Origin of the sequence: Streptomyces mutabilis, assembly GCF_046628145.1 — a bacterium.
In the GTDB taxonomy this organism is placed as follows: Bacteria; Actinomycetota; Actinomycetes; order Streptomycetales; family Streptomycetaceae; genus Streptomyces; species Streptomyces mutabilis.
The window spans coordinates 6,854,274-6,867,201 of record NZ_CP176874.1; the positions used below are offsets into that span (position 1 = coordinate 6,854,274).

9 protein-coding genes and 2 pseudogenes are annotated in these 12,928 nt (G+C 71.6%); 2 read left to right on the forward strand and 9 right to left on the reverse strand.

Annotated features, from left to right (window positions below):
* Nucleotides 1–56 precede the first annotated feature (56 nt).
* From ACLIN4_RS30665 to ACLIN4_RS30685, 5 genes and pseudogenes are all read right to left on the reverse strand, one after another.
* Nucleotides 57–488: pseudogene (locus ACLIN4_RS30665) on the reverse strand (SAM-dependent methyltransferase); the annotation flags it as partial.
* Nucleotides 389–1,216 carry an NUDIX domain-containing protein gene (locus ACLIN4_RS30670; RefSeq protein WP_290014351.1) on the reverse strand — a complete coding sequence of 276 codons (828 nt, stop codon included), beginning with the start codon at nt 1,214–1,216 and terminating at the stop codon, nt 389–391. The pseudogene ACLIN4_RS30665 and the gene ACLIN4_RS30670, both read right to left, overlap by 100 nt.
* Before the next feature lie 203 nt (nt 1,217–1,419).
* Nucleotides 1,420–3,780 carry an NUDIX domain-containing protein gene (locus ACLIN4_RS30675; protein ID WP_411576452.1) on the reverse strand — a complete coding sequence of 787 codons (2,361 nt, stop codon included), beginning with the start codon at nt 3,778–3,780 and terminating at the stop codon, nt 1,420–1,422.
* Between the two features lie 76 nt (nt 3,781–3,856).
* A pseudogene (locus ACLIN4_RS30680) lies at nt 3,857–4,060 on the reverse strand (ABC transporter); the annotation flags it as partial.
* A 501-nt stretch (nt 4,061–4,561) separates the two neighbouring features.
* Nucleotides 4,562–6,226: a purine-cytosine permease family protein gene (locus ACLIN4_RS30685; RefSeq protein ID WP_107479131.1), complete on the reverse strand. Its 1,665-nt coding sequence runs from the start codon at nt 6,224–6,226 to the stop codon at nt 4,562–4,564.
* 783 nt (nt 6,227–7,009) lie between these two features.
* On the opposite strand from ACLIN4_RS30685, the gene ACLIN4_RS30690 reads away from it, so the two are divergent.
* Together ACLIN4_RS30690 and ACLIN4_RS30695 are read left to right on the forward strand one after the other, a co-directional pair.
* Nucleotides 7,010–7,732, forward strand: coding sequence for an NUDIX domain-containing protein (locus ACLIN4_RS30690; RefSeq protein WP_107477466.1), 723 nt, complete (start codon nt 7,010–7,012; stop codon nt 7,730–7,732).
* Nucleotides 7,733–7,746: 14 nt separating this feature from the next.
* Nucleotides 7,747–8,376, forward strand: a complete 630-nt coding sequence (locus ACLIN4_RS30695) for a class I SAM-dependent methyltransferase (protein ID WP_107477469.1) — start codon at nt 7,747–7,749, stop codon at nt 8,374–8,376.
* On the opposite strand, the gene ACLIN4_RS30700 is transcribed toward ACLIN4_RS30695, so the two are convergent.
* From ACLIN4_RS30700 to ACLIN4_RS30715, 4 genes are all read right to left on the reverse strand, one after another.
* The gene (locus tag ACLIN4_RS30700; protein WP_107477465.1) at nt 8,366–9,151 is read right to left on the reverse strand and encodes a GntR family transcriptional regulator; all 786 of its coding nucleotides are present in this window, start codon (nt 9,149–9,151) and stop codon (nt 8,366–8,368) included. The genes ACLIN4_RS30695 and ACLIN4_RS30700 overlap by 11 nt on opposite strands.
* Before the next feature lie 32 nt (nt 9,152–9,183).
* Nucleotides 9,184–11,058, reverse strand: coding sequence for a 3D-(3,5/4)-trihydroxycyclohexane-1,2-dione acylhydrolase (decyclizing) (gene iolD / locus ACLIN4_RS30705; protein WP_290014355.1), 1,875 nt, complete (start codon nt 11,056–11,058; stop codon nt 9,184–9,186).
* The gene (gene iolB / locus ACLIN4_RS30710; RefSeq protein WP_100047087.1) at nt 11,055–11,948 is read right to left on the reverse strand and encodes a 5-deoxy-glucuronate isomerase; all 894 of its coding nucleotides are present in this window, start codon (nt 11,946–11,948) and stop codon (nt 11,055–11,057) included. The genes iolD and iolB overlap by 4 nt, the downstream gene beginning before the upstream one ends.
* An 84-nt stretch (nt 11,949–12,032) precedes the next feature.
* Nucleotides 12,033–12,920 (reverse strand): Cgl0159 family (beta/alpha)8-fold protein, encoded by an 888-nt coding sequence (locus tag ACLIN4_RS30715; RefSeq protein WP_100047088.1) that lies wholly within the window; start codon nt 12,918–12,920, stop codon nt 12,033–12,035.
* Nucleotides 12,921–12,928 lie beyond the last annotated feature (8 nt).

Consider the following 12,928-nt stretch of genomic DNA (forward strand, 5'->3'; position numbering starts at 1 on the left):
ACGCGTGAGTTCGCCCAGGAGTCCCACGTCCTCGGTTCGGGCGATCCGTCTGCTCGGACGAACTCCACGCCGCCGACCTCCGCGTGGGCGCAGACGGCGCGTTCGTACTGGGTCGGGGACAGCTCGATACCGGTGACGCGGGCTCCGTGGGCCTGGGCGAGATGAACGGCGTGGTGGCCGGCTCCGGATCCGACGTCCAGGACGCGGCGGCCGGTGATGTCACCGAGCAGTTCTGCCCCCGGCCCGATCCCTTCCCAGGGCGTCCAGCCGAGCCGGTCGGGGACGGGTGGGGTACAGGCGCGGGCCAGTTGGCGCCGGCCGTTGATCTGCCAGGCGCGGTGTTGGTGTCCTCTGCGGTCACGGTTGCCTCCTGGGTGGGTGCCGGGGGTCAGATGTGCGTCATGAGGTACGCGGGGGCCTCGCCGCGCCGGGCTCGTTCGACGGCGTCGAGGCGGGCGAAGGCGCGCGGCGCCATCAGCTCTTGCCAGGTCGCGATGTCGTGAACGGCCCACATGTCGTGCTCGGCGGGGTCCAGTCGGATCCGGTCGAGCTGGCCGGCGGTCAGCCGGCCTCCGTCGAAGACGAACCCCACCTTGTTCAGCGGCCGGTGCGGCCCGGCGTGCAGGAAGTGGGTCAGGAGCAGCTTCGGTGCGTCCAGGCCGAGTTCGAGGCCGGTCTCCTCGACCGCCTCGCGCCGGGCGGTCCGCAGTGGGTCCTCGCCCGGGACGTCCAGGTCACCGCCCGGGAACTGCCAGAGGCGCGAGCCGTAGACCGAGCGGAGCTGGATCGGCCGGTCGTGCTCGTCGCGGATGTAGAGGCAGCCGTACACCGTATGATGGGGGACGGTCTGCGCGTACTGCGTGGGCGTCATCGGCAGCGGGCGGCCGGGCCGGGCTGGGCGGTGGTCGAACGCGAGGGCGAGAGCGCCGAGCGCTTCCTCGGCCGGCGGGTAGATGCCGCGGAGGTCGGCGAGCAACTCGCCGGGTGGTCCGTCCGGGGCGATGCGTGCGGTGTCCTCCGAGCCGAGCAGGTCCTCGAACGAGGGGTACCGGGTGATCCGCCGCACGATGACGTCGAGTTCCCGCCCGCTGTCCCGGTCGTGGAAGACGACCGTGTCACCGGCGGCGACGGCGAGCTTGCCGGGGGTGGCCACCCTCACTTCGATCGTCTTGCGGCCTGCTTCCACCTGGCGGTAGTACCGACCGAGCAGGTGCATGTGGTGTTCCCGTGGTTCGGCTTCGGCCGCCGGGCTCGGGAGGGCTGGGATCGCCTGATGGGTGTCTTCGGGCATCGTGTCTCCGTTCGATGGTTCCGTCCGCCGCGGTCTTGGGACCGCGGCCGGGCCGGCGCGCGGTGGCTTCGCCCCGGTGTCTCCGGAGCGGCGTGAGTGTCGAGAAGGCGGACGAGGCTGCCGGCGAGCTAGGGCAGTTCGACCGGTCCGTAGCGCGCGTGCGGCTCCTGCCGCATCAGCGCGTCGTACCGGTCCGCCGCCGAGAAGTGCCAGAACTCGGTTCCGTAGTTCGTGAAACCCGCGCTCTCCATGGCGTGGAGCAGCAGCGTGCGGTGGTGGCGCGCGCGATCGCTGAGGTTGGGGGCGTGAGTGAAACAGGCACCGTCGCTCTCCTCGGGGGAGGCATTCACGCGGGCGCCGAGGTCGAGTTCGTTGCCGTCCTGGTCGACGAGGGTCACGTCCACGGCCGCGCCGGCGGTGTGGGGCGCGATCTGCGGGGGCGACACGTACCGGCTGGCGGCCTGGTGCAGCCGCTCGGTTGTCCAGTCGGGGTGAGTGGCGGCAAGCTCGTCCCGGTACTGGGTGAAGTACTGCTCCTGTCGGGCCAAGGGCCGGTAGCCCTCGATGAACAGCAGGTCGGTGCCGGCGGGCAGGAGCGAGCGGGCGCGCTCCAGCCGGGCGAGGACGCCCTCGCGTACGTGGGCGAACGCGCCCACCGGGTCTTGCTTGCGGGGATCGACGCGGATGCCGTGGTCACGCACGTCGACGAGCGGCTCCCCGCATTCGCGCACCGGGATCGCGGCGACCCGCGGATCGGACATCAGCACCGGATCGTTCATCGAGTCTCCCTGTGACGGCTTGCATCGTGGGGGCGGAACGGGGGAGGCAGAGGTCAGATCGGTGTCGCGCAGGATGCGCGCGACGGTGTCCGGCAACGTGCTGTCGGCCGGGACCACGGTCTCCAGCCCTCCGGGCAGCAGATCCAGTTCGCGGTACCAGGAGACGAGGTGGCGGTCGGTGACGAGCGCCAGGTACGCGGCATCCGACTTCGACGCGTGTCGGACGAACGTCGTCTCCAGCGGCACGTCCAGGTAGTAGCAGCAGGAGACGCCGCGGTGGTCCCGCACCAGAGACGTGATCATGTGGCTGTAGCGGTCGGCGTACAGAATCCCTTCGAGGACCACGTGAAAGCCTGCGTTCAGTGCTTCGCGCGCGATCCTGCCCAGCAGGGCGATGTTGGCGCCGCGTGCGGTGTCGTGCTCCCTGAGGACGTTCCGGCGGATCACATCCTGGCCCACGATCGCGATTCCGCGGCCGTAGTGGTCTCGCAGGCCCTGGGCCACGCTTGATTTGCCTGACGCCGAGTTGCCGCGGATCACCACGAGGCGGGTGTCCTCACGGCCGGCCGCGGTTGCGGTGGACACACGGCGGTGTGCGCCGCTCGGTGTGCCGGTCATGCGGGCCAGCCCGTCTCGCTGTACAGCTCCCCGTTCCGGATCTCCGCGATGGCCGTCCGGGTTTTGGGGGCGGCGCTTCTCGTGCGAGGAGCGCCCGCTCCGCGCGGTGTCGGTGAGGCGGCCGGCGGCGTGGCGGCGTACGAGGTCGCTGGTGGTGTCCGCGATGCGCAGGCGGTGGGGGTCGTCGGGGGTGAACCAGGCCAGCATCACCCCTTCCGTCAGACGGAGGTCACGGGGGTCGCCGTTCCAACGGCCGGCGTAGACGGCGATGGGCACGCGCGCGCCGGTGGCGTCGCAGGCGTACTCGGTGTCGAACGGGGCCAGTTCGGTGAGGTCGAGGCCGGCTTCCTCGGCCAGCTCGCGCCGCACGGTGTGTTCGAGGGTGGCGTCCTGGGGCTCTCGGCCGCCGCCCAGCAGGGACCACATACCCGGCTCCCAGATCCGACCGGGGAAGTAGTCGCGCAGGTGGAGCAGGTACTCGCCGCGGTCGTTGTAGATCAGGGCGGAGGCATTGGCCGGCTCCGGTTCGGTCTCGGTCGGGAGTTTGAGCAGCTTGTCGCGCAGGGAGGGGGAGGCCACCCTGTTCATGGGACGCCACTCGATGCCGCCGACCTCTTCTTCCTGCGGCACCATCGGCACCTCGGCCGCGGTGTGCAGGCGGAAGAGGAAGCGGAGGTCGAAGTGCTGGTGGCCGGGTTCGCCTTTGCCCGGGTGGGCGTCGATGTCGTGGGTGTCGATGTCGAACGGCACGGTCTCGTAGCCGGGCCACGGTGCCACTGCCTGGGGCGGGATCCCGGTTTCCTCGTGCAACTCCCGAAGCGCCGTCGCTGCCAGGGACTCGTCCACGGGCTCGGTGTGTCCGCCGGGAGCGAGGACCTTCCCGCTCGCCAGGTGCAGAACGTGCAGGACACGGCCGAGCGGGTCGACGACGATCGCGCCGCAGGTGACGTGTCCGGTGAAGGTGGAGCGGCCGGCGATGTCGGTGGGACGGTCGAGGGCGGCCAGGAGTCCGCCGAGCTGCGCGCGCTCGTGAGGATGGCGAGCGAGGTAGGTCTCGACGGTGGTGCGGATGTGATCGTGCGACAACGGCATGGTGCTGCCTCCAGAGGGACGTGGAGCGGGACGCGTCGAGGCCGGCTGGTCGTTCGGGTCAGCCGTATCCCCTCCGCCAGGTCATCTGCACCGAGCGCCGCACGAGCGCGGGCAGGCGCCGAGCCATGGTGCGGCAGGTCAGCAGGGAGCCGGCCTGAAGCCCCGACTCGTCGCGGTAGAGGTATTCCTCCTCTCGAACACCGGCAGCCTCAGGTCCCTCGTCCGGCGCGGCCCCCTCGGGCGGTTGTGGCGGCTGGTCCTGCGTAAAGGCCGAGGTCATCGTTCCCCCTAGGACGGTCGCTGCGGAAGCGTCGCTGGATCCAACGACACGGCCGCGATATCGAACACACGTCATTCGGCCGTGCTGGGGAGCCCGCCCTTTCCCGCGTCAGCGGACCCTCGGGCGCGGGATCCCTGGTCTGGCACGGACCGGCTGTGGGCAGACAATGGCCGAAACGCCGACACCGCCGAACGGCGCGGGCGGTACGGCGGGGCATCCCGGTCGTCACGCTCCCGGTCCCAGCGGGGATCCGGTTCGGCCTGCGGCAGCCTTTTCAGCTCACCTTCGACGTGGCCGACCGCGCCCGTCGTAGCCTCATGGCACCGGACGGACAGGAACACCGCAGCCCAGTCCACCGGGGCGCCGCGATCGACATTGCGTCGGTGAAACGCTGCCGGCACAACAGGGCTACGACGCCATGCTTGTCGGCGACACAGCGCAGGGCGCCGGCATCACACCCGGCGCCCTCTGTTTCTGCCTCGGTTCCGAGAGGGACCGGCATCACCCGGCGGCGGGCGTCGCCGGCAGCACGTGGTCGCCGACCCGGTCGGTGCTCAGGCACAACGAGCAGACCACCGCGTCGTGCGCGTGACAAGCGGTCACGTCGGGCCGCTCGAACTCCTGTCGGCAAACGTGGCACCGGTACGTGGCGGCGCTCGGATTGCCGTCCGTGTCGAGCAGCGGTTCGTCGATGCCGTCGTCGGTGCGCCGCAGGTAGTACCTGCCCTTGGTGGCGATGGCCATCAGCGGGGTCAGGACGAACGCGATGACCGCGGCGGCCACGGGGGAGTACGGCTGGAGGGCGTCCCCCAGGGCGTGGAAGTACATGGCTATGGACAGTCCGGACGCGGCGACGAAGGCCACGACACCGACCGGGTTGACGGCGTGGAGCATGCCCCGCCGGAACTCGGGCGCGTGCGGGGACAGTTTCAGCAGGTACTTGTTGACCATGATGTCGGTGGCCACGGTGACCACCCAGGCGATCGCGCAGTTCGAGTAGAAGCCCAGCAGGCTGTTGAGGAAGCTGAACATGTCGGCCTCCATCAGGGCCAGCGCGAAGCCCAGGTTGACCAGGACGAACACCATGCGGCCCGGGTAGCGGCCGGTGACGCGGGTGAAGGAGTTGGTCCACGCGAGCGAACCGGAGTACGCGTTCGTCACGTTGATCTTGATCTGGCTGATCACGACGAGGACCACGGCGAGCGGGACGACTAGCCAGGACGGCATCATCGTGTCGAAGGCGCCCTTGAACTGCTGGATAGGCTCGGGGGCGGCGGCCGGGCCGACCTCGGCGAGGATGTAGACCGCGAGGAAGACGCCGATGGCCTGCTTCAGTGCGCCCAGCACCACCCAACCGGGGCCGGCCATGACCACCGCGGCCCACCAACTCCGCTTGTTCTCCTCGGTCTTGGGAGGCATGAAGCGCAGGTAGTCGATCTGCTCGCCGATCTGCGCGATCAGCGACAGGCACACGCCGGCGCCGAGCAGCACGGATGCGGAGTCGACACCGCCATCGCCGTCGGTGCCCGCGTACCCCAGGAACCGGTCCACGGTGCCCGGGTCGGCGGCGACCAGGTAGACCAGCGGGCCGACCATCAGCAGCAGCCAGATCGGGGTGGTCCACACCTGAAGCTTGCTCAGCGCCTTCATGCCGTAGATCACCAGCGGGATCACCATGAGCGTGGAGACCAGATAGCCCAGCCACAGCGGCATCCCGAGGCCCAGTTCCAGGCCCTGCGCCATGATCGAGCCTTCGAGCGCGAAGAAGATGAAGGTGAAGCTGGCGAAGATGACGCTGGTGAGGACCGAGCCGAAGTAGCCGAAGCCGGAACCGCGCGTGATCAGGTCCAGGTCGATGTTGTAGCGCGCTCCGTAGTACGCCAGCGGGAAACCGGTGACGAAGATGACGACCGCGGCGACGGCGATCGCGAGCAGCGCGTTGCCGGTGCCGTGGGCGAGGCCGATGCCGGCGCCGATGGAGAAGTCGGCCATGTAGGCGATGCCGCCCAGGGCGGTCGTCGCCACCACCATCGGGGACCAGCGCCGGTAACTGCGGGGCGCGAAGCGGAGGGTGTAGTCCTCCAGCGTCTCTTTCGCTGCCTGGTCGGGTCCGGGTACTGCCCCGGGCACGGGTTCCGTGTCCAGCAGTCGTTGCTCGGTGCTCATGCCGCGCCTCCTCGCTGCGGATCGGGGACCGACGCGGAGGACGTCAGGCGGCACCACACGTCGTGTCCATGACCGGTGACGCTAAGCAGGAGCCGTTAAGCCCGCGTACTTCCCGTGTGAAGCGGGCGTTTCCACAGGCTCTCAGTGGGGGGAGACGGGCAGTTCAGGCCTGCCGAGGCGCTCCGCTGGTCCCCCGTGCCACCGGCTTCGGGTCCAACGCCGCCTCCCGAGGCCTCAGATCCGCGTTCTCCAGCCGCCGCTTCCCCCATCTCACCGACCCGCGGATCATGCTCTTCGAGACCGCCGACGGGGTCCGCGTCGACCTCGTGGTCTTCATCAACTGCCGGTGCGGCCACGACATCCAGTGCGAGACCGGGGGGGGGGGAGAGAACGGGCTGGTGCGGCTGCGCCGCCGGACCCGGCCACCGCGGCCGTGCACGGCGCCGGGCGGCACGGCACGGCGGTCCACCAGGAATGACCGGTTCACGGACGCCTTCGACACCGAGTCCCGCGAGTGGATCGCGGGCCTCGCGGCCGGCGGGGAGCCCACCGGGCCGTCCGCTGGGACAGCTGCGCCGCGACCGCCATCACCGACGCTGCCGACCGGTCCATGGAGTCCGGGCAGGCCGAGAACGTCGACATGAAGCCCCGCCCCGACCGCCGGTGTCCGCCGCCCCCGCCCCCGCCCCCGTCGCCCACTCCCGCCCGCCCGCGCCCACCGCGTGACGTGATAGAAGCGGGCATGACCATTTCGCCCCAGCCCGTACGCCCGGACGGCCGCCGATGACCGCAGGTATCGACACCCCGGACCGCCGGGGCCGCACCGGACTCGACCGGGCAGGCCAGGACCTGACCGGCAACCCCCGGGTCAAGATCACGGACGTACGGCTCCTCTCCAGCCACTGGTACGTCGAACGCACCACGACCTTCGCCTTCCAGCGCGCCGACGGCACCTGGAGCACCCAGGAACGCGAGACCCACGACCGCGGCAACGGCGCCACCGTGCTGCTCTACGACACCGCACGCGAAACCGTCCTCCTCACCCGGCAGTTCCGCCTCCCCGTCTACGTCAACGGCCACCCCGACGGCATGCTGATCGAGACCCCCGGCGGGCTGCTCGACGACGAGGACGAACACCCCGAGGTCGCGGTGCGGCGCGAGGTCGTGGAGGAGACAGGGCACACCGTCGGCGAGGTCCGGCACGTCTTCGACGTCTACATGAGTCCCGGTTCGGTCACCGAGCGCGTCAGCTTCTACGCCGCCGCCTACGGCCCCGCCACCCGCACCCACGAGGGCGGCGGACTGGACGAGGAGGGCGAGGACATCGAGACCCTCGAACTGCCCTTCCGCCGGGCGCTGGAGATGATCCGAACCGGCGAGATCGCCGACGCGAAGACCATCATGCTGCTCCAGTGGGCGGCGCTGGAGGGCCCCTTCGCCGCCCTCGACCGCCGCGCCGAGGACGGCGCGGCAGGGAAATGGAATGGCCCGCCCGGACCCCGGTGACTACCGTCACCCGGGTGGACACCACGGACCCGAAGGACATCGTGCGGCGCGGCTACGACGCCGTGGCGGCCCGCTACGACGAGGCGTACGGCAGTGACACCAAGTACGGGCCGTGGCTCGGCGAACTCCGCCGGCTGCTCCCGCCCGGCGGTACCGTCCTCGACCTCGGCTGCGGCAGCGGCGTGCCGGTCGCCCGCGCCCTGACCGACGCCGGGCACCCGGTCACCGGCGTCGACATCAGCGAGGTGCAGATCCGCAGGGCGCGCGAGCGGGTTCCGGGCGCCGAGTTCCACCGCGCCGACATCACGGACGTCGCCTTCGAGGCCGGTTCCTTCGACGCCGTGGTCTGCTTCTACGCCCTCATCCACCTCCCGTCGGCCGAACAGCCGCCGCTGCTGCGCCGGGTCGCCCGATGGCTGCGGCCCGGCGGCCGGTTCGTCGCCACCACCGGGCACGGTGCATGGACCGGTGTGGAGGAGGACTGGCTCGGCGGCGGCGTCCCGATGTGGTGGAGCCACACGGACGCCGCCGGCTACCGGGAGTGGATCACCCGGGCCGGCCTGGCCGTCGAACGCGAGGAGTACGTCCCGGAGGGCGACTCCGGGCACGCCCTCTTCTGGGCGCGCAAGCCCGTCAGCCCCTGACCAGCAACTGGAAGTCGAACGCGTACCGGGACGCCCGGTAGACGTGCGTCCCGTACTCGACCGGCCGGCCGGTGTCGTCGTACGCCGTGCGCTGCATGGTCAGCAGGGCGGCGCCCTCCTTCTCGTCGAGGCGCGCGGCCTCCTCACCGGTGGCGGTGCGGGCGCCGACGGTCTGGCGGGCGCTGTGCAGGGTGATGCCGGACGCGCGCAGCAACCGGTACAGGCCCGTCGACTCCAGCCGGGCGCTGTCCAGGTCCAGCAGCCCCGCCGGCAGGTAGTTGCACAGCAGCGCCACCGGCTGGCCGTGGGTGAGGCGCAGCCGCTCCAGGACGGTGACCTCGCCGCCCTCCGCGACACCCAGGGCCGCCGCCACGTCCGCCGGGGCCGGGACGTCCTCGTTGCGCACCACCCGAGTGGTGGGGCCCTGCCCGGCGGCCTCCAGGTCGTCGTAGAGACTGCTCAGCTCCAGCGGACGTTTGACCTGGCTGTGTACCACCTGCGTGCCCACCCCGCGCCGCCGGACCAGGAGTCCCTTGTCGACGAGGGACTGGATGGCCTGGCGGACGGTGGGCCGGGACAGGCCGAGGCGGACGGACAGGTCGACCTCGTTGCCCAGGAGGTTGCCCGGGGCGAGGACGCCGTGCTCTATCGCCGACTCCAGCTGCTGGGCGAGCTGGTAGTACAGCGGCACGGGACTGCTCCGGTCCAGGGCGAAGTCCAGGGTGCCGAGCGCGGGGGCGGTCACGGCACGTGCCCGGTCGCCGGTTCTCGCCATGGACGTACCTCCCTTGCGTGGGTGACGGGCTGTCAGAGGTGGCGGCGGCGGTCGGCGACGGCGCGTTCGTACCGCGCACGGGCGTCGGGGACGGCCGCCCTGGCGGACACCTCGGCCACCGGAACGTCCCACCACGCCTCGGCGGCCGGCGCGGTCGGTGTGGGGTCGGTCTCCACGTAGACGCACGTCGGCCGGTCCGACGCGCGGGCCGTCCGCAGGGCTTCGCGCAGCTCCCGTACGGTCTTCGCGCGCAGCACCTCCATGCCGAGGCTGGCCGCGTTGGCGGCGAGGTCGACGGGGAGGGGAGCGCCGGTGAAGGTGCCGTCGGCCACCCGGTGGCGGTAGGCGGTGCCGAAACGCTCGGCGCCCACCGACTCGGACAGGCCGCCGATCGAGGCGTAACCGTGGTTCTGGACCAGGAGCAGTTTCACCGGCAGATTCTCCTGCACGGCGGTGACGATCTCCGTCGGGTTCATCAGGTACGTGCCGTCGCCCACCAGGGCCCACACCGGGGTGCCGGGCGCGGCCTGCTGGACGCCGAGCGCGGCCGGGATCTCGTAGCCCATGCAGGAGTAGCCGTACTCCAGGTGGTACTGGCGCGGCGAGCGGGCCCGCCACAGCTTGTGCAGGTCGCCGGGGAGCGAGCCGGCCGCGTTGATCACCACGTCCTCGTCGCCGACGACCGCGTCCAGCGCGCCGAGCACCTGCGTCTGGGTGGGCACGGCGCTGTCGTCGTCGGCGCGGTAGGCGGCCCGCACGACCTCGTCCCAGCGGGACCTGCCGGTGCGGTACCCGGACTCGTACGCCGCGTCCACCCGGTGCCCGGACAGTCCCTCCGCCAGGGCCGTGAGCCCGGTCCGCGCGTCGCAGACCAGGGTGCGGGCGGCGAGCTTGTGGGCGTCGAAGGCGGTGATGTTGACGTTCAGGAAGCGGACGTCCGGGTGCTGGAAGAGGGTGCCGGAGGCCGTGGTGAAGTCCGTGTAGCGGGTGCCGACGCCGATCACCAGGTCGGCGGTGCGGGCGAGGTCGTCTGCCACGGTGGTGCCGGTGTGGCCGATGCCGCCGAGGTCGGCCGGGTGGTCGTGGCGCAGCGCGCCCTTGCCGGCCTGGGTGGAGGCGACGGGAATGCCGGTGGCGTCCACCAGCGCCCTCAGCGCCTCCTCGGCCTCGCTGTGGTGGACGCCGCCGCCCGCGACGATCAGCGGCCGCTCGGCGGCGCGGATCGTCCGGACCGCCTCGGCCAGTTCCACCGGGTCGGGTGCCGGGCGCCTCACCCGCCAGACGCGGTCGGCGAAGAACTCCTCGGGCCAGTCGTACGCCTCCGCCTGCACGTCCTGGGGCAGCGCGAGGGTGACGGCGCCGGTCTCGGCCGGGTCGGTGAGCACGCGCATCGCCTGGAGGGCGGAGGCGACGAGGGCCTCGGGGCGGGTGATCCGGTCGAAGTAGCGGGAGACGGGGCGCAGGGTGTCGTTGACCGACACGTCGGCCTCGGTCGGGTGCTCCAGCTGCTGGAGCAGCGGGTCGGCGGCGTGCGAGGCGAAGTAGTCGCCGGGCAGGAGCAGGACCGGGAGGCGGTTGATCGTGGCGAGTGCGGCGCCGGTGACCAGGTTGGTGGCGCCGGGACCGATGGACGTCGTCACCGCCTGCGCGGACAGGCGGTTGAGGTGGCGGGCGTGGCCCACGGCCGCGTGCACCATGGCCTGTTCGTTGCGGCCCTGGTGGTACGGCATGACGTCCGCGTACTCGACCAGGGCCTGGCCGATCCCGGCCACGTTGCCGTGGCCGAAGATGCCCCAGGTGCCCGCGATCAGGCGGCGCCGTACGCCGTCGCGTTCGGTGTACTGGGCGGCCAGGAAGCGCACCAGGGCCTGGGCGGTGGTCAGTCGGCGGGTGGCGGCGGCGCTCATGCGGACCTCTCCGGTGCGGTGTAGAGGGGGAGCCGGTCGTCGACGGGCCGGTCGGGCCAGGTGTCGCGGATCCAGGCGTGGTCGGGGTGGTCGCAGATCAGCCAGGCGCGTTCGTCCCCCGGGCCGGCCATGACGTTGAGGTAGTACATGTGGTGACCGGGGACGGCCATCGACGGTCCGTGCCAGCCGTCGGGGATCAGCACGACGTCCCCGTCGCGCACCTCGGCGAGCACGTCGGTGCCCTGCCCCTGACCGGACGGGGAGACCCGCTGGTAGCCGAGGCCGGGGGTGCCGTCGTGGTCCGCGAACTCGAAGTAGTAGATCTCCTCCAGCACCGACTCCCGGCCGGGGCGGTGCTCGTCGTGCTTGTGCGGCGGGAAGGACGACCAGTTGCCGCCCGGGGTGATGACCTCGACAGCGATCAGCTTGTCGCACTCGAACGTCCCCGCCGCGCCGAAGTTGTTGACCTGCCGCGAGCAGTTCCCGGTGCCCCGCAGTTCCACCGGCACCGAGGACGCCGGGCCGTAGCGGGCGGGCAGGCGGCGGGTGCAGCGGGCGCCGGTGAGGGCGAACCGGCCCCCGCCGTGGGAGGTCACGGTCGTGCGGGCGTCGCGCGGTACGTACGCGAAGTCGCTGACGCCGCTGAACACGCTTTCGCGGCCGGTGAGTTCGAAGGTCTCCCGGCCGAAGTCGTCGGCCGTGGCGACGGTGCAGCCGCCGCTGAGCGGGAGGACGATCCACTCGCTGTCGCCGCTGTCGAAGGTGTGGCTGCCGCCGGGCGGCAGGTGGAGCACGCGCAGGCTGGAGTGGTCCCAGCCGGCCTTCTCGGGTGTCACGTCGACGGCCAGCGCGCCGTCCACCGCCTTGCCCGCCGGAAGGTGATACGTCATCTCCTCGTCCTTCTCCTCGTCCTTCTTCTCGTGAGTGCCTTCGTGAGTGCCTTCGTGAGCGTCCTCGTGGGTCACACTCGTGGATCACAGCAGTCCGACGGCCGTGTCCACCGCCTGCTCCACGCTGCCGTCGGCCGGGTAGAGCAGTGAGCGGCCGACGACCATGCCCTGCACGGTGGGCAGCCGGAGCGCCTTGCGCCAGCGTTCGTAGGCGGCGGCCTGGTCCGCGGGGGAGCCGCCTATGTCACCGCCGAGCAGGACGGCGGGCAGCGTCGAGGTCTCCAGCACCTCGCCCATGTCGTCCGGGTCATGGGTGACGGGCAGTTTCAGCCAGGTGTAGGCGGAGGTGCCGCCCAGACCCGAGGCGATGGCGATGGAGCGGGTGACGGCCTCGGCGGACAGGTCGTTGCGGACCCGGCCGTCGACGCGGCGGGAGATGAACGGTTCGACGAAGACGGGCAGTTCCCGCGCGGCCATCGCGTCCACCGCGCGGGCGGTGGCCTCCATGGTGGTCAGCGAGCCGGGGTCGTCGTAGTCGATGCGCAGCAGCAGCTTGCCCGCGTCGAAGCGCAGCCGGGCGATGTCCTCCGCCCGGTGGCCGGTGAAGCGGTCGTCCATCTCGAAGGCGGCGCCGGCGAGGCCGCCGCGGTTCATCGAGCCCATGACGACCTTGTTCTCCAGCACCCCGAGCAGCAGCAGGTCCTCCAGCACGTCGGCGGTGGCGAGCACGCCGTCCACGCCGGGCCGGGACAACGCGGTGCACAGGCGTTCCAGCAGGTCGGCGCGGTTGGCCATGGCGAGCCGGCGGTCACCGACGCCGAGCGCGCCGCGCGCCGGGTGGTCGGCGGCCACGATCATCAGGCGGCCGGAGTCGCCGACCAGTGGGCGGCGCACCCGGCGGGCCGCCGCCTCCGCGATCGCTTCCGGGTGCCGGGCTCTGACCGCGGTGAGGTCGGGGATGCTGAGGGACAAGGCGTAGC